Source organism: Microbacterium nanhaiense (assembly GCF_014646015.1).
Taxonomy (GTDB): Bacteria; Actinomycetota; Actinomycetes; order Actinomycetales; family Microbacteriaceae; genus Microbacterium; species Microbacterium nanhaiense.
The window spans coordinates 1-22,253 of the sequence record NZ_BMMQ01000014.1; the positions used below are offsets into that span (position 1 = coordinate 1).

Annotated in this window: 20 protein-coding genes; 17 read left to right on the top strand and 3 right to left on the bottom strand. The window is 66.0% G+C overall.

All coding sequences use genetic code 11. The features are described 5' to 3' along the window. The 11 genes from IEX05_RS14750 to argJ form a co-directional block, all read left to right on the top strand. On the top strand, nt 1-426 hold a 426-nt coding region (locus tag IEX05_RS14750; protein ID WP_188703181.1), incomplete at its 5' end, for an arginase family protein. A 32-nt stretch (nt 427-458) separates the two neighbouring features. Beyond that, entirely contained in the window at nt 459-2,069 is a 1,611-nt protein-coding gene (locus IEX05_RS14755; RefSeq protein ID WP_188703182.1) for an ABC transporter substrate-binding protein, read from the top strand. A gap of 49 nt (nt 2,070-2,118) precedes the next feature. Beyond that, nucleotides 2,119-3,423: an MDR family MFS transporter gene (locus IEX05_RS14760; protein WP_188703184.1), complete on the top strand. Its 1,305-nt coding sequence runs from the start codon at nt 2,119-2,121 to the stop codon at nt 3,421-3,423. A gap of 25 nt (nt 3,424-3,448) precedes the next feature. Continuing rightward, nucleotides 3,449-5,146 carry an ATP-binding cassette domain-containing protein gene (locus IEX05_RS14765; RefSeq protein ID WP_188703185.1) on the top strand — a complete coding sequence of 566 codons (1,698 nt, stop codon included), beginning with the start codon at nt 3,449-3,451 and terminating at the stop codon, nt 5,144-5,146. A gap of 10 nt (nt 5,147-5,156) precedes the next feature. Next, complete coding sequence (locus IEX05_RS14770; protein ID WP_188703220.1) at nt 5,157-6,062, top strand: ABC transporter permease; 906 nt, start codon at nt 5,157-5,159, stop codon at nt 6,060-6,062. A gap of 2 nt (nt 6,063-6,064) precedes the next feature. Continuing rightward, a complete protein-coding gene (locus tag IEX05_RS14775; RefSeq protein WP_188703186.1) occupies nt 6,065-7,060 on the top strand; it encodes an ABC transporter permease in 996 nt (331 codons plus the stop codon). A 67-nt stretch (nt 7,061-7,127) separates the two neighbouring features. Then, a complete protein-coding gene (locus tag IEX05_RS14780) occupies nt 7,128-8,684 on the top strand; it encodes an ABC transporter substrate-binding protein (RefSeq protein ID WP_229661365.1) in 1,557 nt (518 codons plus the stop codon). After that, complete coding sequence (locus IEX05_RS14785; protein ID WP_229661366.1) at nt 8,672-9,703, top strand: ABC transporter permease; 1,032 nt, start codon at nt 8,672-8,674, stop codon at nt 9,701-9,703. Before IEX05_RS14780 ends, IEX05_RS14785 begins: the two co-directional genes overlap by 13 nt. Then, the gene (locus IEX05_RS14790) at nt 9,693-10,562 is read left to right on the top strand and encodes an ABC transporter permease (RefSeq protein ID WP_188703189.1); all 870 of its coding nucleotides are present in this window, start codon (nt 9,693-9,695) and stop codon (nt 10,560-10,562) included. The genes IEX05_RS14785 and IEX05_RS14790 overlap by 11 nt, the downstream gene beginning before the upstream one ends. After that, nucleotides 10,555-12,045, top strand: coding sequence for an ABC transporter ATP-binding protein (locus tag IEX05_RS14795; RefSeq protein WP_188703190.1), 1,491 nt, complete (start codon nt 10,555-10,557; stop codon nt 12,043-12,045). The genes IEX05_RS14790 and IEX05_RS14795 overlap by 8 nt, the downstream gene beginning before the upstream one ends. Next, a complete protein-coding gene (gene argJ / locus IEX05_RS14800; RefSeq protein WP_188703192.1) occupies nt 12,042-13,190 on the top strand; it encodes a bifunctional glutamate N-acetyltransferase/amino-acid acetyltransferase ArgJ in 1,149 nt (382 codons plus the stop codon). The genes IEX05_RS14795 and argJ overlap by 4 nt, the downstream gene beginning before the upstream one ends. Before the next feature lie 74 nt (nt 13,191-13,264). On the opposite strand, the gene katG is transcribed toward argJ, so the two are convergent. Beyond that, nucleotides 13,265-15,484 (bottom strand): catalase/peroxidase HPI, encoded by a 2,220-nt coding sequence (gene katG / locus IEX05_RS14805; protein WP_188703194.1) that lies wholly within the window; start codon nt 15,482-15,484, stop codon nt 13,265-13,267. A gap of 82 nt (nt 15,485-15,566) precedes the next feature. On the opposite strand from katG, the gene IEX05_RS14810 reads away from it, so the two are divergent. The 3 genes from IEX05_RS14810 (at nt 15,567) to IEX05_RS14820 (ending at nt 17,815) form a co-directional block, all read left to right on the top strand. Continuing rightward, entirely contained in the window at nt 15,567-16,037 is a 471-nt protein-coding gene (locus IEX05_RS14810; RefSeq protein ID WP_229661367.1) for a glutaminase, read from the top strand. Between the two features lie 63 nt (nt 16,038-16,100). After that, on the top strand, nt 16,101-17,675 hold the full coding sequence (locus tag IEX05_RS14815; RefSeq protein ID WP_188703197.1) for a sodium-dependent transporter: 1,575 nt from the start codon (nt 16,101-16,103) through the stop codon (nt 17,673-17,675). Further along, entirely contained in the window at nt 17,672-17,815 is a 144-nt protein-coding gene (locus IEX05_RS14820) for a MetS family NSS transporter small subunit (RefSeq protein ID WP_188703199.1), read from the top strand. Before IEX05_RS14815 ends, IEX05_RS14820 begins: the two co-directional genes overlap by 4 nt. Here the strand turns inward: IEX05_RS14820 and IEX05_RS14825 are convergent. After that, the gene (locus IEX05_RS14825) at nt 17,812-18,519 is read right to left on the bottom strand and encodes a LysR family substrate-binding domain-containing protein (protein ID WP_188703201.1); all 708 of its coding nucleotides are present in this window, start codon (nt 18,517-18,519) and stop codon (nt 17,812-17,814) included. The two genes, IEX05_RS14820 and IEX05_RS14825, sit on opposite strands and share 4 nt — an antisense overlap. Nucleotides 18,520-18,580: 61 nt before the next feature. Between IEX05_RS14825 and IEX05_RS14830 the strand changes: the two genes are divergently transcribed. Then, complete coding sequence (locus IEX05_RS14830) at nt 18,581-19,543, top strand: acetylxylan esterase (RefSeq protein WP_188703203.1); 963 nt, start codon at nt 18,581-18,583, stop codon at nt 19,541-19,543. Between the two features lie 198 nt (nt 19,544-19,741). Here IEX05_RS14830 and IEX05_RS14835 read toward each other — a convergent pair whose 3' ends face one another. Beyond that, entirely contained in the window at nt 19,742-20,149 is a 408-nt protein-coding gene (locus IEX05_RS14835) for a transferase (RefSeq protein WP_188703205.1), read from the bottom strand. Between the two features lie 191 nt (nt 20,150-20,340). Between IEX05_RS14835 and IEX05_RS14840 the strand changes: the two genes are divergently transcribed. Then, nucleotides 20,341-21,585: a winged helix-turn-helix domain-containing protein gene (locus IEX05_RS14840; RefSeq protein ID WP_188703207.1), complete on the top strand. Its 1,245-nt coding sequence runs from the start codon at nt 20,341-20,343 to the stop codon at nt 21,583-21,585. Nucleotides 21,586-21,644: 59 nt separating this feature from the next. Continuing rightward, nucleotides 21,645-22,202 carry a GNAT family N-acetyltransferase gene (locus IEX05_RS14845; protein ID WP_188703209.1) on the top strand — a complete coding sequence of 186 codons (558 nt, stop codon included), beginning with the start codon at nt 21,645-21,647 and terminating at the stop codon, nt 22,200-22,202. The last annotated feature ends 51 nt before the right edge of the window (nt 22,203-22,253 follow it).

A 22,253-nucleotide genomic window follows, 5' to 3' on the forward strand; every position in this document is an offset into this window, starting at 1 on the left:
TCCCACTTCATGGCTGAGATCAACCACGATGGCTTCGCCAAGGTTCTCGAGCGCGCCGTCGACGAGGCGCTTGACACGGCAGATCACCTCTACATCTCACTCGATATCGACGTGGCAGACCCCGCCTTCGCCCCCGGTACTGGCACTCCGGAACCGGGTGGCCTGACGTCGATTGACGTGCTGACGGCAGTGCGTCGCCTCTCGGCAGAGGTGGGCATCGTAGGCATGGACGTCGTGGAGGTCTCGCCGCCCTACGACGACCGCGGCGAGATCACGGCGCTGCTCGCCAACCGCGCCATCCGCGAAGCACTCACGGGTATTGCCATGAACCGATCTGGCGTTACCGAGCCGAACTTTATCCACCCGCACGCTCTCGGCTTTGACAGCGATGGCAACCGACGCAACAAAACTTTCCGTAGTAAATGACGTTCCCTCCCACCAGACGAGGAGCCCCACTCATGCACCGCCACCCACAATTTCGCACACGGGCCGCGAGAGCCACGGTCCTCACCACCAGTGCCGCGCTGTTGATCTCCGGATGCGCGAGCCCCTCGGCGACTGATGCGACTGACACGGTCGCCGCCCCACAGGAAGACGGCGTGCTGAAGATCGGTGTTCTTAACGACATCGGCCAGGTGCCCGACCCCGACATCTACTACTCCGGTAACGGGCTCGCGATCACAACGAATGTGTACGAAGGGCTGGTTCAGTACGAGCCGGGTAACGAGACGGAAGCGGTCATCGCACCGCTCTTGGCCGAGTCGTGGGAATCAAACGACGACTTCACGGAGTGGACCTTTGCGCTGAGGGAGGGCGTCACCTTCCACGACGGCACCAAGTTCGACGCAACAGCCGTTGGAGCATCGTTTGAACGTCGGTCGAACGTCAATGCCGGCCCCGCATACATGGTCTCTGGTGTCTCAGAAGTTCGCATCGTTGACGATCACACAGTCACTGTCGTGCTGAACGAACCCAACTCCGCGTTCCTCGACTACCTTGCATCGCCATATGGTCCGCGCATGATGAGCCCGACGATCCTGAAGGAGCAGGCCGGCGACGACTTCGCGAAGAGTTATCTCGCGACCGCCGACGCAGGCACGGGCCCATACGTTCTCTCCTCGGCAGTCGTGGGGGAGGGGTACGAGCTGAGCTATTTCGACGACTACTGGCAGGATCTCGACCCTGCCTTCACGACGATTGATCTCGATGTCTATTCCGCGATGAGCGCGATGCAGCTCGAGCTCGAGAGCGGCGACCTCGACATCCTCTTCAACCCGCCAACGTCGTCGAAGCAAAAGTACCTCGACTCCGACGCCGTCGCTGGATACGCGTTGCCCTCTTTCCAGGTGGGAGTGTCGTACTTCAATCCAAACCGTGAGCTTCTGGCAACGCCGGAAGCGCGCGTCGCACTGTTCAACGGCATCGACTGGGCATCGCTCGTGGCACAGGTCACGCCGGTTAGCTCGGTCGTGTCGGAGGGTTACTACCCCACGGGTTCGCTGCCAGTCGACCTCGATCAGCGTGAACTCGAGTTTGATCCCGACGGTCTTGCATCGTGGATCCAGACGCTGCCATCCGGGACGAGCATCCAGATCGGTACCGGCGCGGGGTCGGAGGACGGGACGCAGATGGCGAACATCATCGCCGCGCAGTTGCAGGCGGCGGGCCTGCCCGCAACCGTGACGGAGCATCAGTCTTCCGAGGTCTTCAGCACCTTCTATGAAGACCCTGCATCGTCGCCCGACATGTATATTGCGACGAATACCTGGCCCGACTCCAATAGCCCCTACATGCACGGACACGTGTTCTGGGATGCGGACGGCGGGCTGAACCACCTGCAGTGTTCGGATCCGGAAACGAGTGAATTGCTCGCGGAAGCGCTGAAGACCGGCGAGGCCGAGAAGTATCTTGCCGCCGCGCAAGCGCAACAGAAGGCGATGTGCGCGCCGGTGTTCGCCCGCGGAAGCGATTTCGTCGTGGCCCAGACCTGGATCGCCGGAGTCGAAGAGGCGCACTCGATCGCAGAGCCTTTGACGCTCGACTTCGCCTTCCTATCGATCGACAAGTGATGTTCCGGGGTGGTCGGCCTTGCCGGCCACCCCTCATAAAAGGAGAACCATGGCGAGCAGCACCGAGCAGATCGCGCGCACGACACCGCGCGATCTTCCCGCCGCCTTCTGGTGGCTGTGGTCCGCGCAGCTAGTTGTGTGGGTCGGGCGGTTCGTTGTGCCCTACATGACAATCTTTCTCACCGCGCACGTGGGGATGTCGGCGACGCAAGCGGGTCTCGTCGTCGGCGCGTACGGCATCGGCGTTGTCATCAGCACGCTGGTGGGTGGCACGCTCGCCGACATGATCGGCCGCAAACGGGTGCTGGTGGGAAGCGAGCTACTGAGCGTTGTCGCGCTAGTGGTCATTCCCCTGATCAACGACCAGCTCTTCATCGCCGTGGCCCTCGCGGTATACGGTCTGTTCAACGGCACGGGCGGCCCGGTTATCAGCACCATGGTGGGCGATTGCGTCGAACCGCGGCACAGAAGGACCGCCTTCAACTACAACTACTGGGCCGTCAATCTCGGATTCGCCGTGGGCCCGCTCGCCGCCGGTTTTATGGCGGAGTACTCGTTCTCAATTCTGTTTTGGGCACAGGCCGCGGTCGTCTTGGTCTCGTGCGTGCTCGTCATCTTCTTTGTGCCGGAAACGCATGCCGTCACAGCGCGTGCGGAGCGGGCCGTGGCGGCCACGGCCAAGCCGCCAGGGCGGGCGGGATTGCTCGGCGTCTTCGCCGACCGAGTGTTCATACCGTTCATCGTCATCATGTTCCTGTACTCGATCGTGTACGTGCAGTCCACGAGTACCCTCCCCTTGGTGATCACCGCACAGGGGTTGCCCTCCAGCAGTTTCGGGATCCTGCTCGCGTTCAACGGCGCACTGCTGTGCATCCTGCAGCTGCCGACCGCTCGTCTGTTCAACAGGTTCTCGCGTAATGCCGTCATCATCGTTGCGATCGCCGTGACGGGCATCGGATTCGGGATGCATGCGTTTGCCGCAGCCCTGCCGATGTATCTGCTCGCGGTCGGCATCTGGACACTTGGCGAGATGGGGTCGCACCCCCAGGCTCAGTCGCTGGTGGCCGATCTCGCCGATCCGGAACGTCGCGGACGTTACCAGGGCGTGTACGGGCTCACGCATTCGCTCGCGCTCGCGGTCGGTCCGATCCTCGGCGGCTTTGTCCTGGATCACGCGGGAAGCCAGGTGCTGTGGCTGTCGGCAGCCGGCCTGACCGTAATCGTGTGCATCCTGCTCGGGCTCACGGCTCCTGCGCGTTCTCGCCACCTGTCCACGATGTTGCAGCGCGACGCCGAACGGCGAAGCCAAAACCGCAACAGCGATGAAGACCCCAGTTTGTCTCCTGTTTCTTGACCATTCCACCTCGTTTGGAGATCCTATGAAACTCCCTCTGGGCGCCGACCCCGGTGAAGTAGTCGCCTCGCTACGCGACGTGCATGTCAGCTTGGAACGCAACGGAACGAGAACTGAGATCTTGCACGGCATCGATCTCGATATCGGCCGGGGTGAGATCGTTGCCGTCGTCGGTGAATCCGGATCGGGTAAGTCGGTCATGAGCATGTCAATGCTTGGCCTTCTCCCCGCCTCGGCACGTCCAGTTGTCACGGGTCAGCTGAACGTCACGGGCGTCGACATGACGACGGTGAGCGACAGCGAGCTACGGGCGGTACGGAAAGAACGACTCGGTGTGGTCTTCCAAGACCCGATGACATCCCTCAATCCGACGATGCATGTCGGCCGACAGATTGTCGAGAAGGCCGGCACCCGGGAAGAGGCACTCCGTCTGATGGGAGCAGTCGGGATCCCCGAGCCCGAGCGCAGATTTCGCGCCTATCCGCACGAGCTGTCTGGCGGCCTGCGGCAACGTATCATGATTGCGATGGCCCTCGCGGGCGATCCGCAATTGCTGATTGCCGACGAACCCACGACGGCTCTCGACGTGACCGTTCAGGCACAGGTCCTGCGGCTGCTCCTCGAGACGAGGGACAACTTCGGATGCGCCATGCTCTTCGTCACCCATGATCTCGGCGTAGCCGCGCAAATCGCGGATCGAATCATCGTTATGCATCACGGTGAGATCGTGGAACAGGGCACAACAGACCAGGTGCTCTTCAACCCGGTGCACGAGTACACCCAGGGCCTATTGCAGTCTCGGATCACGTTCTCGACTGACCGCAACGTGCCCCTGCCGACGATGCCGATCAGCATCGTGGATCCGGTGGATGCGGCGATCCTCACGCAGCCTTCTATCGACACGACTGATCTCGCGCCAAAGCTCACGATCAACGCCGTCGCACCGAGCGAAAAGCAGTTTCTTGTGAAGGCCCGCGATGTGAAGTGTGTGTTCCCCGTGCGCGACGACCGCGGCCGAAAGCTCTCGTTGGCCGCGCTCGACGGCGTCGACCTCTCCGTCCGCCAGGGCGACTCCATCGCGATTGTCGGCGAATCCGGTTCCGGTAAGTCGACTCTGCTCCGCATCGCGGGGCGGCTCGAAAACCGATTTAGCGGGGACCTGACCGCGCCGACCGGCAAAGACGTGCAGATGGTCTTCCAAGACCCCGGTTCTTCCCTCACGCCCTGGCTCACTGTCCGACAGCACCTCCACGAGCGGTTCCGTTTTAACGAGCAGACCGCTATCAAGGAGGGACGAGCCCGTGCGATCATGCAGCGTGTCGGTCTTCCGCTGCCCGTCCTGGACGCGAGGCCCAGCGAGCTCAGCGGTGGCCAGCGTCAACGAGTGAGCCTGGCTCGAGCGACGATCGTTCCTCCGCGCCTGCTGTTGTGCGACGAGCCGACAAGCGCCTTGGACGTGTCTGTTGCGGCCGGTGTTCTCAACCTGATCAACAGGTTGCGCCTCGAGCTCGGTATCTCGATCCTGTTCGTGACTCACGACCTCGCCGTCGCTCGAATGATCGCCGACACCATCATCGTCATGCAGCGCGGGCGCATCGTGGAGCAGGGGCCCGCCGACGAAATCATCTTCAACCCCAGCGAGGAGTACACGCGGGAACTGGTCCGCGCGGTTCCACGCCTGACCAGCTCCGAACCTGCAGAAGCCCTTCTGCAGAGTGCCTGAGGAAGACGCCATGACTGACACACTCGCCGCTGAAGTTACCGCCGCTCCCCTCGAGAAGGCCCGGCGACCCGCACGGCGCCCTGTGAACAAACGAGGCTGGCTACGCAAAGGTACGCTCGCCGTTGCAACAGACTGGGTCCTGATCATCGCGCTCGTTGCCGTCACGATTCTCGCGATCGCAGCTCCAACCCTCGCGCCCTATGATCCGGTTCAACCGGTGGGCGTTCCGCGACTCCCGCCCTTGAGTGACGGGCATCTGCTCGGCACGGACAGCATCGGCCGCGACACGCTGTCTCGAGTGCTTATTGGCATGCAGACCTCGTGGAAGCTGTCGATCCTCGTGACCGTTCTCGGGCTCATCATCGGCGCGATCGTGGGAGTTATTGCGGCAGTCTGCGGCGGCTGGATCGACACGGTTCTGATGCGTATCACCGAGGTCTTCTTGGCGCTGCCGTCGATGATCGTTGCCGTGGCCGTCGCGGCCGCACTCGGTCCCGGCCTGACCAACACCGTGATCGCGGTCTTAATCGTATGGTGGCCGTACTACGCACGAATCATCCGTAGCGAGACGAAGGCGATTGTCTCGCGGCCGCACATTGAGGCAGCACGCATGGCCGGTGTCAACGGATTCGGAATCGTCTGGCGACACGTTCTGCCGGGCGTCATCCCGACCGCCATCGTGACGGCATCTCTCGACATCGGCAACGTGGTGATGACGCTCGCTGCACTGTCGTTCCTCGGACTGGGGCAGCCGGCTCCCGCACCGGAACTCGGTGCGGATACCTCGCGAAGCCTCGTTGAGCTTCTCGATGCGTGGTGGATTCCCCTCATTCCGGGCCTGGTCGTGATGGGCCTCGGCTTGGTGTCAAACCTGGCGGGCGATGCCCTGCGCAACCGAATCGCAGGAAGGCGATAACCATGACCGGACTTCGATTTCTGGGCCTCCGTCTCGCCGCTCTGATCGGCTTACTCTTTGTGCTCGCGTGCACGCTCTTTTTCCTGCAGGAGGTGTCTGGTCGCGATCCTGTTGCCAGCAACATCGGCGGTAACGCTTCTCAGGAGGCGATCGAGGCGGAACGATCGCGGCTCGGCCTCGACCGTCCGCTGTTCGTGAGGTTGTTTGCGTATCTCGGCGGGATTCTCACCGGAGACTTCGGTACCTCGTACCGCACGGGCCGAGAGGTCTCCGCGGACATCTCGACGACGTTCCCCGCCACCCTCGAGCTTGTGCTCGTCGCGTTCGCCGTTGCGCTCGTGTTGGGCGCGCTGTTTGCTATCTCCAGCCTGCTCAAGTGGCGCGGCGCCGGCTTCTTCCGCGGCCTGCTGTTTGTGGCGTCGACGGCTCCCACATTCATGCTGGGCATTGCGAGCCTGGTGATCTTTTATCGCCTCCTGCAGTGGCTTCCCGCATCAGGACGAGGTGGGGTGACCGACGGGCCCACGGGCATGTCGATCCTCGATTCGCTCCTTGCGGTCAACTTTCCCGCGGTGGGGGATGCGGTGATGCACATCATTTTGCCTGCATCCGCTCTTGCCGTCGGCCCGGCGCTTGCTATCGGCCGAGTGCTTAGGGCGAGCCTGCAAGAGACGACACGTTCTGATTTCGTGCGCACCGCGCAGTCGAAGGGGCTGAGCGAAGGCGCAATCCTCCGTGGACATGTCTTCCGGAACTCGCTGAACGCCACGCTGTCGATGGGCGGGCTTCAGCTGGGCTTTATGTTTGGAGGAGTCCTCTTGATCGAGGGCGTCTTCAGCTGGGGCGGGCTGGGGTCGTACTTGGGAGCATCACTGCCTGTGTCCGACTTTCCAGCGATTGCCGGTGTGACCCTCATCTTGGGGGCGCTATACATCATTGCCAACACGGTGGCCGACACGCTGCAGAGCATCGCCGATCCGCGAATCCGAATCTCCTGAGTCCATGCCTTCGAAGAGCGGAGCCCCTTTGTCGTCTCGATTGATTACCACGACCACGCTTGCGATCGTGTCGCTCCTCACCCTGAGCGGATGCACCCGCGGTACTGCGCCCTCGGCACAGGGCGCAGATGCTGGCCTGCGCCTTGCCGAGACGACCGAGTATAGCTCGCTGCACCCGTTGGACTGGCCGTTCGGGATCACGTCTAAGTTCTACGACGGTCTCGTCGAGATCGGCGTCGATGGCGTGCTCGAGCCGGGGCTCGCTGCATCGATGCCGACCGCGAACGACGACCTCACGACATGGACGGTTCCGCTCGTCGACGGTGTCACATTCTCTGATGGCTCAGATTTCGATGCCGACGACGTTGTAGCGCTCTACGACGCGGTGCGAGATCCCGAGGTGAAGTCGTGGCTCGCCGCCGACTATGAGCTGATCTCCGAGGTGAGGGCGGAAGATCCGCAGACAGTGGTTTTCGACCTCAACCAGCCGTATGCGGCTTTCCCCTCGCTGCTTACTCTCGGAATTCCCGCCGCGGAGGCCCTCGGCGGCGCCATTGAGACGTCGTCGCTTGCTCGTACACCAGACGGAACGGGGCCCTACGAATTGGTCGAATGGCGCGACGGCGAGTCCATGACTCTCGCGGCCAAATCTGACTGGTGGGGCGGAGCCATCGAGGTAGACCGTATCGATATCGCGTTTGTGCCCGACGAGAACGCGCGCGTTCAACGGCTGAGCGCCGGAGACATCGACGGAGCCCAGCTGTCACCTCGCGCGGCCGAGGCGCTCGGCGGCACGGCGGGCCTCGATATCGTCGTCAATCCCTCAGGTGACTTCCGCGCTATCTCGTTGCCCCAGGGATTGCCGTTCTTCGAGGATCCGCAGGTGCGTATTGCGCTAAATCTCGCAGTGAACCGCGACGAACTCGTCGAGGGTTTGCTCGACGGGCATGGTCAGGCGATTTCGTCGCCAATCACCTCGGCGCAAGGCGAGGCGTATGACGCCGAAGTTCAGTTCGCGTTCGACGCCGAACGCGCGGCCGAGATGCTCGACGAGGCCGGATGGGTACTCGGGGCGGACGGGATACGCGCGAAGGACAACACACCATTCGCCTTCACCCTGATGTACTTCGCGGAAGACAGCCTGCGCCGCGATATCGCCCAGGCCTTTGCGTCGTCGATGTCTCAGCTCGGAATTCAGGTGAAGTTGAAGGCGGTCGACCGGCCCACGGCGATCGCAACGATGGCGGAGAACGCGTTTGTTCTGGGCGGCGGCGACCGGCCGTATGATGCGGACACGCAGGTCTACCGAATGCTGAGTAGTGATTTCGCCGAGTACGACGCGAACGATCCTTACTCGAACCCGTCTGGGTACGCCAACGCCGACGTTGACGCGTTGTTGACACAGGCGCGCACCAGCACCGATTCGGAGGCGCGTGCCACGCTCTACCGCGAGCTGCAACGGCAGCAGGTGGAGGATCCGGCAATGGTCTCGCTGTTCTCGCTGGAACACACCTACATCGCTCGTGACATGGAGCAGTGGAATGGCACCGCGAGCGTGGTGGAACCGCACGAGCACGGAGTTTCGTGGGGCCCGTGGTGGAATGTCGAAGAGTGGACTCGTTGATGGCGGTCGCGGTTGAGCCGCCGGCGCGCGCCGTTCGCGCGCCGTTGCTCCGCCTAGTCGGGCGACGTGCGCTCTGGGGTATCCCGGTGTGTTTCGCCGTCACGTTCGCCGTGTTTGTTCTCGCGGCGATTGCGCCCTCAGGCGCCGTCAGCTCATTACTCGGCGGCAACGAAGAGTTTGTCGCTGGGCAGGCGCGTGCCGACGCGCAGGAGACCACCTCGATCGGCAACCCCGTGATCGCGTGGGTTCGGTGGCTCGGCCACGCGATGACGGGCGACCTCGGCTGGTCGGCTCAGCACCGGCAGACGGTTGTCGAGGTTGTCGGCTCCCGCCTTGGGTGGACGCTGTTGCTGATGATGCTGGGGTTCATCGTCGGTGGTGTGCTGAGCCTCGCTCTGGCACTGGCAGCAGCCCTGCCAGCTAAGTCGCTTCTGGCACAGGCGGCGTCTCGGCTGATCGTTCGCGCGCTACTGGCATTGTCCGCCTTTCCTTCTTTTGTGATCTCGCTCGGTCTCGTGGCCGTCTTTGCAGTCGGGCTGAATTGGCTGCCTGCGGGCGGACTGGTCGATCTGGGCGCGCCGCGCACGGCGGATCAGCTTGTTCGGCACCTGATCATGCCCGTGACTGCGATCGCGCTCGCCCAGTTGCCATGGATGACCTTGCATCTGCACACGGGGTTGCGCGAAGGCACGCAGTCGCGTCACGCGCAGGCGGCCCGGTTTCGTGGTGTTCCCGAGCGGCGGATCCTGATGGGGCTTGTGCTCCCGGAAGCTCTGATTCCGGTGCTCGCGATCGCGGGCGCCCGTCTGCCGGAGGTGATCGCCGGTGCCGTTCTTGTTGAAGAGATTTTTGCGATCCCGGGTATTGGGCGAGAACTGATTGATGCCGCGCTGAGCCAGGACGTGTACGTAATAAGCGTGATCTCGGCGCTGCTCGCGGCTGTCGCTATCATCGGCGGCGCACTAGCCGATCTGCTTCTTGCCCGAATCGACCCGAGAGTGAGTGCAGATGACCTCTGAAGTTGTGTCGCAGCAAGCCGTGAACGAGCGGACGAAAGCGCGAAGGGCTGTGTCCACAGCGCACCCGTCGTTCCGGTGGATCCGCGTTGTGGCGCTCGCTGTCGTGCTGGCCTGCTATGCCTTCTTCGTGCCGGTGATCCTGCCCGTTGATCTTTCGCACGTCGATTACGTGACGGGCGCCGTGCCGCCGAGCCTCGAGCATCTCTTCGGAACGGATCTCGCAGGACGCGATCTGTTCCTGCGGGCGGCCCACGGCTTGCGTATTACCTTGCTGCTAGCGCTCGCCGGGGCCTTCGGTGCGCTGGCACTTGGCACGCTCGTCGGTGCATCGTTTGCGTTTATCGGTGGCAGGTTCGACCGAATCGGGATGCGTGTCGTGGACGCGCTCAACGCTGTGCCACACCTGTTGCTGGGCATCGTCTTGGCAGCATTCTTGCGCGGCTCTTTTCTTGTCGTCGCGATCGTGGTCGCGCTCACACACTGGATGCAGACCACCAGGCTCGTGCGGGCAGAGCTGCTGGCCTTCCTCGGCACGGATCAGAACCGCGCGGCGGTGTCGTTGGGCCTCACACGCTGGCAGATCCTGCGATTTCATGCGGGGCCCCAGTTGTTTTCGCAGCTCGCGATTGCGTTCGTTCTCTTGGTGCCGCACGCGGTATGGCACGAATCGACTCTGACGTTCTTGGGTCTGGGTCTGGCGCCCCATGAGCCGTCGCTGGGGACCTTGATCGAGCTGGGGCAACAGGCGCTGGTGTCGGGTGCGTGGTGGACGTTGGTCGTTCCGATCGGCCTGTTGGGCCTCGTGACACTCATCGTCGCTGAACTGCTGGGCACGAAAGGACGCCATCGTCATGTCTGAAAATCTGCATCCCGACGCCGGCCTCGACGTGCTGGGGCTGAGCATCGTGAGCCGCGGGTCCACGCTCCTCGACAATGTCGACGTAACAGTGAGCCCGGGCGAGGTCCACGCCATTGTGGGACCTAGCGGGGCGGGAAAGACGACCCTCCTCCACGCGCTCGCGGGGCTCGTGCCGTCTGGTTCTCGTGTATCCGGGTCGGTGACGCTGCACGTGGAGAGTGAGAAGGTCGATTTGTTGAGCTTGTCGGCTCGAGCACTTCGCCGGACTGTCGCGGGGCGCGTCATCGGTGTTGCCGTTCAGGCGGCCGGCGGCGCGTTTAGCCCGGTGCGGCCGATCCGCGTTCAGCTTCGAGAAGCGATCTCGATCCGACGCACCTCCCCCCATGGTCCGGGGCACCCGCACCTCGTGGAGTCTCGACGCGAGGCCCTTGCCGACCTCGGTCACGCGGCGGGTATCGAGCCGGAGTGGCTCGACCGGTATCCGCACGAGCTCTCGGGCGGGCAGTTGACGCGCCTGGGCCTTATCGCCGCCATAGCGAACCACCCGCCGATTCTCTTAGCCGACGAACCAACGACCGGGCTCGACGCGGAATCCGCCGGGATCATTGGGGCGCTCCTCGCGGGCTACGCCGCTAGCGGGCACGCCGTACTCGTGGCAAGCCATGACACGGCGCTGGTATCCAGAATTGCAGCCAGGGTCACCCACATGCGCGACGGCCGAATAGTCGCGGCTCCGACGGAAACCGTACACGTGAGCAAGCCTGCGCGCGCCCATGCGAGTACCGGACAGATGCTCGTGCAAGCTCGTGGTGTCGGTGTCCGCCGCGGTGGTGCAGTGATTCTCGACGGCGTTGACCTTGAGCTGCGCGCGGGAGAGGTCGTCGCGCTTACGGGGCCGTCCGGAGCGGGAAAGAGCACTCTCGCCCGGATACTCGCCCAGCTGGAGGCGCCCACAAGCGGCATGCTCGAGATTTCCGGTCGGCCCGTGACGGCATGGGGCATTAAAGCTAGCCCTGACGAGCGGCGTCGAACGGCGTGGCTTTCCCAGCACCCGCACCAGGCCGTCGATCCCCGGCTCACCCTCCGGCGTGTGATCGAGCTTCCGGCGCGACTGGCCGGTCACGAGGTCGACGCAGACGAGCTTGCCGCGCGGTTTGGACTTGGTGCTCAGCTACTGAGTCGCACGGCCAAGGAAGTGTCTGGCGGACAGTTGCAGCGTGCCCTGGTGGCGCGTGCATTGGCGCTGAGCACCCCCGTGATCATTGCCGATGAGGTCACAAGCATGTTGGACGATGAATCAGCGATGACCGTGCTCGCCGCGCTACGGGACGCTGCTGATGCGGGTGCGGCGGTGCTTCTCATCGGGCACGAAGCATCCCGCCTTGCACGCATCGCGGCCCGTTACGTGCACCTGCAAGCGGGCGGAAAGCTTCACACGGGTTCGCAAGAGCATGAGCCGAAGAGAGAGAAGGCAGGAGTATGACGCAGACGGTGGACGGGTTCGTCTCGATAGCGGGTTCGATCGGCGTCAAGGAAGGAGCACACGATTTCGCGCTATTAGGCGCGACAGTCCCGGGCGTGACCTCTGCGGCGGTATTCACACGTTCTCGTTTTGCCGGCCCGAGCGTGCGGCTATCGCGAGAGTCAGATCTGTCGCACCTGCGCGGAGCCGTCATCGTTTCCGGCAACGCGAACGTTGCCACGGGTGAGCAGGGTCTCGCAGACGCACGTGAGCTGCAGCAGTGGGCGGCGGATGTACTCGGGGTCGAGCCCCAGACTGTGCTCGTCGCCTCGACGGGTGTGATCGGTGTGCCATACCCTGTCGACGTCATGCGTGCGGGGGTTGCCGCGCTGCCTCCCGTCGGCCCGGCCGACCTGGACGCGGTCGCGACGGCGATCATGACAACCGACACCCATTCCAAAGTCGTCACGCGCACGGTCGGAGCGGCAAACATCGTCGGCATCGCCAAGGGCGTCGGAATGATCGAGCCCAACATGGCGACCATGCTCTCGTTTATCACCACCGATGCCGAGATCGAAGAGGCGACTCTCGACAAGATCTTCCGTCGAGTGGTGGACCGCACTTATAACGCGCTCTCGATCGACACGGATACATCAACGTCAGACACTGCCGCGATCTTTGCCTCGGGTGTTGCGGGCCCCGTTGACGTTGATGCGTTCGAAACCGCGCTCTCTGAGGTGTGTACTGAGCTCGTCAAGATGATTGCTGGCGACGGGGAAGGCGCGAGCAAGGTCATCGCGGTGCAGGTGACGGGTGCGCGCGACGATGCCCAGGCAAAGCTGGTGGCCAAGGCAATCGTCAACTCGCCGCTGGTGAAGACGGCCGTGCACGGCGCCGACCCGAACTGGGGCCGCGTCGCTATGGCCATCGGCAAGTGCCAGGACGAAACCGACATTGACGAGGAGAACGTGCGCATCGGATTCGGCGGCCTCGAGACCTATCCGACCCTGCCGGACGTGACATCGCGCGCGCGACTGGAAGAGTACCTGCGATCTAACGAGGTCGTGATCGAGGTCGATCTGGGGATCGATGCCGGTGCGTTTACCGCTTACGGTTGTGACCTCACCGAGGGCTACATTCGTATCAACGCCGACTACACGACGTAAGCCTCATCCGCGCCTAGCAAACAAAAGGCGTGTACTGCCTGCCGGACGGGCAGGCAGTACACGCCTTTTGTGACCTACAGCAAATCGAACCGGTCATTCTCCATGACCGTGACCCACGCGCTCACGAAGTCGCGTACGAACTTCTGCCCGGCGTCGGCCGAGGCGTAGACCTCGGAGATCGCGCGGAGCTCGCTGTTCGAGCCGAACACGAGGTCGACGCGGCTGGCGCGCTGGCCGGTGTTCGAGGTGAAGGTCTGCTCGTCCTCGGACGGCGTCCACTCGGTGCCGTTGACCAGCAGGTTCACGAAGAAGTCGTTCGTGAGCTGACCGGGGCGGTCGGTGAAGACGCCCAGCTCGGAGCCGTCCCAGTTGTTGCCGAGCACGCGCAGGCCGCCAACCAGCGCGGTCATCTGCGGCGCGGAGACGCCCAGGTGGTTCGCGCGGTCGAGGAGCAGGTGCTCGCTCGGCAGGTCGAACGACCGGCTGTCGTAGTTGCGGAAGCCATCGGCGATCGGCTCGAGCCACTTGAACTGCTCGACGTCCGTCTGGTCCTGCGTCGCGTCGACGCGACCGGGCGTGAACGGCACCTCGATCGGGGTGCCCGCGGCGGCCGCGGCCTGCTCGATGCCCACGCCACCGGCGAGCACGACGACGTCGGCGAACGACAGGCCCGACTCGACGGCGACCTTCTCGAGCTCGGCGATGACGGGCTTCAGCTGCTCGGGCTGGTTCACCTTCCAGCTGACCTGCGGCTCGAGGCGGATGCGGCCGCCGTTCGCGCCGCCGCGCTTGTCCGAGGAACGGAACGTGGCCGCCGCCTTCCACGCGGTCGACACGAGCTGCTGCACCGTGAGGCCCGACTCGGCGATGAGCTTCTTCGCCGCGAGGATCGAGGCCTCGTCGGTCGCCGCCGTCTGCTCGGGCAGCGGGTCCTGCCACGGCAGGTCCTCGGCGGGAACCTCGGGGCCGAGGTAGCGCGACTTCGGACCCATGTCGCGGTGGGTCAGCTTGAACCAGGCGCGGGCGAAGGCATCGGCGAACGCGGCCTGGTCGAGGCGGAAGCGGTTCGAGATCTCGCCGTAGGCGGGGTCGACGCGCAGCGCGAGGTCGGTCGTGAGCATGCGTGGCTCGCGCTTGCCGTCGCCCTGGGCCATCGGAACCATGTCCGCCCCGGCGCCGTCCTTCGGGCGCCACTGCTTCGCGCCGGCGGGCGACTCGAACAGCTCCCACTCGTACGCGTAGAGGATGTGGAAGAACTCGTTGTCCCAGCGGGCCGGGTGGTAGGTCCACGTGACCTCGAGGCCCGAACCGACGGTGTCGTTGCCGCCGCGGCCGTCGCCGTAGCCCTGCTTCCAGCCCATGCCCTGCTGCTCGAGCGGGGCGGCCTCGGGATCCGGGCCCTGCTTGTCGTCGCGGTGCGCGCCGTGGGTCTTGCCGAAGGTGTGACCGCCCGCGATGAGCGCGACCGTCTCCTCGTCGTTCATGCCCATGCGTGCGAAGGTCTCGCGGATGTCCTTCGCCGCGGCCAGCGGATCCGGGTTGCCCTCCGGGCCCTCGGGGTTGACGTAGATGAGACCCATCTGCGTTGCCGCGAAGGGCGCGTCGAGCACGCGGTCGCCCTGGTAGCGGTCGACGTCGAGCCAGGCCTTCTCGGGGCCCCAGTACACGTCGTCGTCGGCCTCCCACACGTCTTCGCGACCGCCGCCGAAGCCGAAGGTTGCGAAGCCCATGTCCTCCATCGCCACGTTGCCGGCGAGGATCATCAGGTCGGCCCACGAGATCGACTGGCCGTACTTCTGCTTGACGGGCCACAGCAGGCGGCGGGCGCGGTCGAGCAGCACGTTGTCGGGCCACGAGTTCAGCGGGGCGAAACGCTGCATGCCGGCGCCGGCGCCGCCGCGGCCGTCGTGCGAGCGGTAGGTGCCGGCCGAGTGCCAGGCCATGCGCACCATGAGGGGGCCGTAGTGGCCGAAGTCGGCGGGCCACCACTCCTGCGAGGTGGTGATGGCGTCACGCAGGTCGGCCTTGACGGCGTCGAGGTCGAGCTTGCTGAAGGCCTCGCGGTAGGAGAAGTCGTCGTCGAGCGGGTTGATCACGCTCGTGTTCTTCGCGAGGATCATGAGGTTCAGCTGGTTAGGCCACCACTCGCGGTTCGCGCTGCCCTGGGTGGGGTGTGCGCGGCGCGCGTCGCGGGCGCTGTCGTGGCTGTAGTCGCCGGCGACGGTGGGGCTCTCGTGGGGAGTCTCGTCGCTGGATCCGTGGCCGAACGGGCAGGTGCCGGTGCTCTCGGTCATGATCGCCTTTCCTGGATGGGGCAGGTCTAGATTTGAATGACTCAAATCTAGCATCTTTGCGATGCTTCGTAGAGTGGATCGCGTGAACGAGCTCGAGGATCTGCTGTCGTCCGCCCGCAAGCGGCTCTCCGGATCCGCCCGAGAGCGGCTCGGATCCGTGCGCGAGCCGGGCCGAATCCGCCGCGCGCTCGGGGCGCGAGCGGCGATCGTGCCCGTCGCCGAGGCGTGGCACCTCGGCGTGTTGCTGATCGGGGACGACGCGCTCTGGCGCACCGGATCCGTGCTGCGCGCCGCGGAGGAGGTGCGGCGGGGATACACGGCGCAGTCGCAGCGCGAGCGGGCGGAGATCCGGGCGATGGCGTTCCGGGGCGGCTTCGCGGAGGGCGAGATCTTCCACTACGACTGGGTGCCGATCGCGAGCGCCGACGAGCCGCCGCTCCGGCGCGAGGGTGGCCGGATCCTGATCCGCTGGTCGCCCGCCGGCTTCCTCATGCCGCTCGCCGATTATCTCGACGAGCAGATCGAATTACATTCCCAAAAGCCGGAGCTGTGACTAGTCTGAGGGCACCTCGGCGCTGAGACGAGCTCGGCGTCGGCCTCACGACACAGGAGCGATATGGCGCGCACGGCGAGAAGCGAGGCCGTTCCGGAACGCGAGCAGTGGTCGGGACAGTTCGGATTCATCATGGCGGCGGTGGGATCCGCCGTCGGACTCGGCAACATCTGGAGATTCCCCGGGGTCGCGTACGAATCCGGGGGAGGGGCATTCCTCATTCCCTATCTCGTCGCGCTCCTGACGGCGGGCATCCCGATCCTCTTCCTCGATTACGCGATCGGGCACCGCTTCCGCGGATCCGCGCCGCTCGCCCTGCGCCGGCTGGGCGGCAGGCTCGGCGAGGGCATCGGCTGGTTCCAGGTCGTCATCTGCGCCCTCATCGCGCTCTACTACACGGGCGTGCTCGCCTGGGCGGGCAGCTACTTCGTGTTCTCCTTCGGGGAAAAATGGGGCGACGACACGCTCGGGTTCTTCACCGGGGAGTACCTGCAGGTCTCCGACGGCGCCGAGCGGCCGTTCACCCTCGACTTCGTGCCCGCCGTGCTGATCCCGCTCGTGCTGATGTGGGTCGTCACCCTCGTCATCCTCGGGGCGGGCGTTGTGAAGGGAGTGCAGCGCGCGAACGTCATCATCATCCCGCTGCTCGTCATCGGCTTCCTCGCCCTCGTCGTGCGCTCCCTGTTCCTGCCGGGCGCCCTCGACGGCCTCGACGCCTTCTTCACGCCCGACTTCGCCGCGCTCGCCGATCCGGGCGTGTGGATCGCGGCCTACAGCCAGATCTTCTTCTCGCTCTCGGTGGCGTTCGGCATCATGATCACCTACGCCTCCTACCGCAGGCGCCGGTCGAACATGACCGGCGCGGGGCTCGTCGTCGCCTTCGGTAACTCCTCGTTCGAGATCCTCGCGGGCATCGGCGTGTTCTCGGCGATCGGCTTCCTCGCGCACCAGCAGGGCATCGGCGTCGACGACGTCGAGGGCCTCACGGGGCCGATCCTCGCCTTCGTGACCTTCCCGGCGATCGTCAGCGAGATGCCGGGCGGCGGCCTCATGGGCGCGCTCTTCTTCGGCGCGCTCACGCTTGCGGGCCTCACTTCGCTCATCTCGATCATCGAGGTCGTGATCGCCGCGATCCGCGACAAGTTCGGCCTCACGCGCGGCCAGTCCGTCGCCGCCATCGGCGTGATCGCCGCGCTGTCGATCGTTCTGCTCGGCACGACCTCCGGCCTCATCGCGCTCGACACGATCGACCAATGGACGAACAACATCGGCATCGTCGCCTCGGCGATCATCACGACGATCGTCGTGATCTGGATCAAGCGCCGCGGCGGGGAGCTCGCGCGGCACCTGAGCGCCGTGTCGACGTTCAAGGTTGGCACGCTCTGGGTGCTCTTCACGGGTGTGGTCGCACCGATCGTGCTGTTCTACATGGTCGTCGAGAAGGTGCGCGACCTCATCACGGGCGGCTATGAGGGGTACGCCACCTGGTACCTCGGGGTCGCGGGCTGGGGCAGCATCGTCCTCGCGCTGCTCGGCGCGATCATCCTGCCTCTCGTCACCTGGCGCAACGACCCGGACCGCTTCGACGAATGGCCGTCGAAGGAACAGCTTCGAGTCACGAAGGGGGCGCTGCTGTGAGCGCTATCGCGATCGTCTTCCTGATCGTCGCCGCGGTCGTCGTCTGGGGCGGCCTGCTCGCAAGCATCGGCTTCCTCACGGCGCGGCCCGAGGTGTCGAGCTATCCTCCCGGCGGCGAGGACGGCCCGGGGGAGGACTAGGCGCCGGCCCCGCGCGACGAGCGGGCGGTGCGCCCGCGCGTGATCCCCACGAAGGCCTGCACGTCGTCGGCGTCGCGCTCGCGCAGCCACGCGAGAACGACCGGCGACTCGGGGGCGCCCTGCAGGGGCCGGTACTCGACGTCCTTGCGGTGGTGCAGGCGCGCGAGCGACATCGGCGCGACCGTGATGCCGACGCCCGTCGCGACGGTCGCGATCGTGTCCTCCGTCGACATCGGCGGGAACTTCGGGGCCGTCGTCGGCAGATCGAGCGGTCCGAGCACGTCGTCCGTGGGCGTCAGCAGCACCTCGCCCGCGAGATCCTCCGGCGCGAGCTCCTCCGCGACCGTCAGTTCGGATTCCGCACTCATCACCACGACGGGCACCTCGTCGTAGAGGGCGATGACGTGCAGCTCGTCGCCGCCGATCGGTCGACGGCAGATCGCGATGTCGACGAGCCCCTCCCGCAGCGCGGATTCCTGATCCGCGACGGTGATCTCGACGAGTTCCAGAGCCTGGTGGGGGCGCTGCTGCCGCCAGTGCCGGATCCATTTCCCGGGGGTCGCCCCCGGGACGACGCCCAGCCGCAGCGGCGGCAGCGGATCCGGCCGCGGCGCGGACTGCTTCTTCGGCGTGCGCTTCTGCGGGGCCGGCTTCGCGGGGCTCTTCCGCACCCGGCCGCCGCGCGGGGCTCTGTTCTGCGCCATGTCCTAAGGTTACGGGCGCGCGATGAGGCCCCGGTATGCTCGCACCAACGAAGGGAACTCAATGGCGCATTTCGATCTTCCGCTCGAGAAACTCCGCGAACGACGCTCGGACGTCGTCGCGCCGGACGATTTCGACGAATTCTGGTCCAGCACGCTCGAGGGTAGCCGCTCCGCGCGCGGCGAGACCTACGCCCCCGAGGTCGACAACGGCCTCGCGCTCGTGACGACGCACGACGTGACGTTCTCGGGCTTCGCGGGGGATCCGGTGCGGGCCTGGTACCACCTGCCGGCGCACGTCGAACCGCGCGCCGTCGTCGTCGAGTACCTCGGCTACTCCGGCGGGCGCGGCCTGTCGCACCAGATCTCGGAGTGGGTCGCCGCGGGCTATGCGCACCTGCGCGTCGACACCCGCGGACAGGGCGCGAACCTCGGGATGCAGGGAGCCACGGGCGACCCGCACGCCTCCGGCCCCTCGACGCCGGGAAGCATGACGCGCGGCATCTCCTCGCCCGAGGACTACTTCTACCGCCGCGTGTTCACCGACGCGGCGCGGGCCGTGGACGTCGCCCACGAGCTGGCGCCCGAGCTGCCCGTGTTCGTCACCGGTATCAGCCAGGGTGGCGGCATCGCGATCGCGGCGGCCGCGCTGGGCACCGACATCGCGGGTGCGATGGTCGATGTGCCGTTCCTGTGCGACTTCCCGCGCGCGACGAGCGTCACCGACCGCGACCCCTACGCCGAGATCGTGCGCTACCTCGCGGCCTACCGCGAGCAGATCGACGAGACCTTCCGCACGCTGAGCTACTTCGACGGCGTGAACCTCGCGTCGAGGGCCACCGTGCCGGCGCTGTTCTCCGTCGCCCTGATGGACGCGATCTGTCCGCCCTCGACCGTCTTCGGCGCCTTCAACGCGTGGGCGCACGATGACAAGCACATCGAGCACTACGCCTACAGCGGCCACGAGGGCGGCGGCCCCCTGCAGCGCCGCAAGCAGCTCGACTGGCTGGCCGAGCAGCTGGGCTGACCCCGGGCTGGCTGCCCGCCGCTGCCGCCGCTGCCGTTGCCGCCGCCGCGCCGCTGCCGCGTACACAATGACGCAGATTTTCGGGTTCAGGCCCCGAAATGGCCGTTCTTGGGCCTTTAGGGCAAAAATCTGCGTCGTTATGTACGCAGTCGTTATGTACACAAAGGCCGCCCCTCGGGGCGGCCTTTGTGGGGGAGATTATGCGGCGAGATGGAAGCCGCGTCGGTCGGTGGCGATGCGCTCACCGTCGAGGATCTTCTCGTCGTCGCCGATGAGCGAGCCGCCGGCGATCTGGGCGCCGCGGCCGATGAAGCTGCGCACGCCGATCTTCGCCTTTGCGCCCACCGCGGCCTCGGGGCCGATGTGCGCATTCGCGTCGATGAAGGCGCCGGCGCCGATCACGGCCCCCGGTTCGATCCAGGCGCCTGCCGAAATCGTCGCGCCGTCGAGAACGCGCGCGTTCGGTTCGACATAGGCGCCTGCCTCGATGCGGGCGGAGGCGGCGACCTTCGCTCCGTGTGCGACAAGCCCTCGGCCGTTCGCGTGCTTGCGGTAACGCAGCACGTCGCCGTTGTCGTCTTCGATGTCTACGTAGTTCTTACCCACGGTGTCCTTCCAATTCTCGAGGCGGACAATCGGGTCAACGCCGCTTGTGGAAGCGTTATTCCCGGACGCTGTGAGGCCATCCTCATCCATCGGATCTAGCACTCACTATGACGCTTCTATGCTTCCGCTGAGAGGGGCCTTGCGCGCGGGCGGTGTCGTGTGGTGGGGTGTGCATCCGATAGTGTCGCTGCATGGTCAGGGCCTCGATCTCGGCGGCGGAGGCGCGCCGCGCCGCGCTCGCCGCGCAGGGACTCGGCGGCCCGCGCACCGGATCCGCCGGAGCCCGATCCCTGCACGCGGCGATCGCGCGCATGGGCGTGCTGCAGATCGACTCGGTGAACGTCTTCGCGCGCTCGCACTACATGCCGCTGTTCTCGCGCCTCGGATCCTACGAGCGCGCCGATCTCGACCGCATCGTCTTCCGTCGGCGCCGCCCGACGCACGTGGAGTACCTCGCTCACGAGGCGGCGTTCATGCCCGTGGCCGACTGGCCGCTCTGGGCGTTCCGGCGTGAGGCGGTGCGCGCCCGGTCGGGGCGTTGGGGCGGATGGGCCGCGGCGAACGCCGACACGATCGAGCGGGTCACGGCCGAACTCGCCGACCGCGGACCCCTGAAGCCGAGCGAGATCCTCTCGGTCGAGCGGCAGGCGCGGGGCGGCCCGTGGTGGGACTGGGATCACGTCAAGCGCGCCCTCGAGTACCTGTGGGGCACGGGAGAAGTGGCGATCGCCGGGCGCGACGGCTTCGAGCGCGTCTACGGCCTCGCCGCGCAGGTGCTTCCGTCGGAGGTGCTGTTCGACGTGGGGCGCGACGACGCGATCCGCGAGCTCGTGCGGCGCGCGGCGCGCGCGCACGGGGTGGTGACGATCGCCGACCTCGACGACTATTACCGGATCCGCGATCAGCGCGCCGTGCGTGCCGCGGTGGCCGATCTTGAGGACGCGGGGGAGCTTGCGCCCGTCGCCGTCGAGGGCTGGAACCGGCCGGCGTGGATCCACCGCGACGCCCGCGTGCCCCGGTCGATCTCGCAGACGACGCTGCTCACGCCGTTCGATCCGGTCGTGTGGTTCCGCGAGCGCGCCGAGCGCGTGTTCGACTTCTCGTACCGCATCGAGATCTACGTGCCCGGGCCGAAGCGGCAGTACGGCTACTACTCGCTGCCGCTCCTCGTCGACGACCGTATCGCCGGCCGCATCGACCTGAAGGCCGACCGCGCGGCGGGGATCCTGCGGGTGCAGTCGGCGTGGTGGGAGCACGGCGGAGCCGATCCGTCGCGCGTCGCCGAGGAACTGCGCCGCGCCGCGGAGTGGCAGGGGCTGGGCGAGATCACGGTCTCGCGATGGGGCGACGCGTCCGAGGATCTGGCCGCCGCGCTCGTCGCCGAGCGCCATGAGCACCCCAACGCACTAGGCGTGTCCCACTTGGTGCGGGAATAGCCGCGCTATTCCCGCACCAAGTGGGACACGGGTGATATGACGGCCAAAGAGGGGACGCGATGAGGATCAGGTATCTCACCGACGACGAGGTGCGCACGCGGGCGCCGGAGATCTGGCGCGTGTACGACGAGGTGTTCGGCGACCAGCCGTCGTACGACCTATGGCTCGACGGCATGCTGCTGCGCCACGCGGCGCGCGACCGGTTCCGCTTCGCGGCGGCCCTCGAGGGCGACGACATCGTGGGCTTCTCGTGGGGCTACGTGGGCGCGCCCGGACAGTACTACAGCGACAGCGTGCGCGCGGCGATCGGAGACGAGGCGGCCGACCGCTGGCAGCCCGCCTTCGAGGTCGTCGAGCTGGCGCTGCTGCCCGAGCACCGCGGATCCGGGCACGGGCGCGCGCTCCTCCGCGCGCTGTTGGACGGCATCGACGGCCCGGCGCTGCTCAGCACCTGGGACGACGACACGGATCCCGCCGTACGGCTCTACCTCAGCGAGGGCTGGCGGCGCATCGGCGAGCACCCGAAGGCCGACGGATCCCGCACGATGCAGATCATGGGCTTGGCGGGCCGTTCGCGCGGAGATGCACCGCAGCCGCGGAGCGATCGCGCGGAGTGATCCGCAGTTCGGGCTTTTCTCCGCCGTCAGGATCCGCCGCGCGTCGGCCCG

Bases quoted from the DNA above. Each gene is read 5' to 3' on its own strand.
- IEX05_RS14830 (WP_188703203.1), top strand. From the start codon at position 18,581: ATGGCGCATTTCGATCTTCCGCTCGAGAAACTCCGCGAACGACGCTCG.
- katG (WP_188703194.1), bottom strand. From the start codon at position 15,484: ATGACCGAGAGCACCGGCACCTGCCCGTTCGGCCACGGATCCAGCGAC.
- IEX05_RS14840 (WP_188703207.1), top strand. From the start codon at position 20,341: ATGGTCAGGGCCTCGATCTCGGCGGCGGAGGCGCGCCGCGCCGCGCTC.
- IEX05_RS14770 (WP_188703220.1), top strand. From the start codon at position 5,157: ATGACTGACACACTCGCCGCTGAAGTTACCGCCGCTCCCCTCGAGAAG.
- IEX05_RS14825 (WP_188703201.1), bottom strand. From the start codon at position 18,519: ATGGCGCAGAACAGAGCCCCGCGCGGCGGCCGGGTGCGGAAGAGCCCC.
- IEX05_RS14765 (WP_188703185.1), top strand. From the start codon at position 3,449: ATGAAACTCCCTCTGGGCGCCGACCCCGGTGAAGTAGTCGCCTCGCTA.
- IEX05_RS14755 (WP_188703182.1), top strand. From the start codon at position 459: ATGCACCGCCACCCACAATTTCGCACACGGGCCGCGAGAGCCACGGTC.
- argJ (WP_188703192.1), top strand. From the start codon at position 12,042: ATGACGCAGACGGTGGACGGGTTCGTCTCGATAGCGGGTTCGATCGGC.
- IEX05_RS14815 (WP_188703197.1), top strand. From the start codon at position 16,101: ATGGCGCGCACGGCGAGAAGCGAGGCCGTTCCGGAACGCGAGCAGTGG.
- IEX05_RS14775 (WP_188703186.1), top strand. From the start codon at position 6,065: ATGACCGGACTTCGATTTCTGGGCCTCCGTCTCGCCGCTCTGATCGGC.
- IEX05_RS14845 (WP_188703209.1), top strand. From the start codon at position 21,645: ATGAGGATCAGGTATCTCACCGACGACGAGGTGCGCACGCGGGCGCCG.
- IEX05_RS14760 (WP_188703184.1), top strand. From the start codon at position 2,119: ATGGCGAGCAGCACCGAGCAGATCGCGCGCACGACACCGCGCGATCTT.
- IEX05_RS14790 (WP_188703189.1), top strand. From the start codon at position 9,693: ATGACCTCTGAAGTTGTGTCGCAGCAAGCCGTGAACGAGCGGACGAAA.
- IEX05_RS14795 (WP_188703190.1), top strand. From the start codon at position 10,555: ATGTCTGAAAATCTGCATCCCGACGCCGGCCTCGACGTGCTGGGGCTG.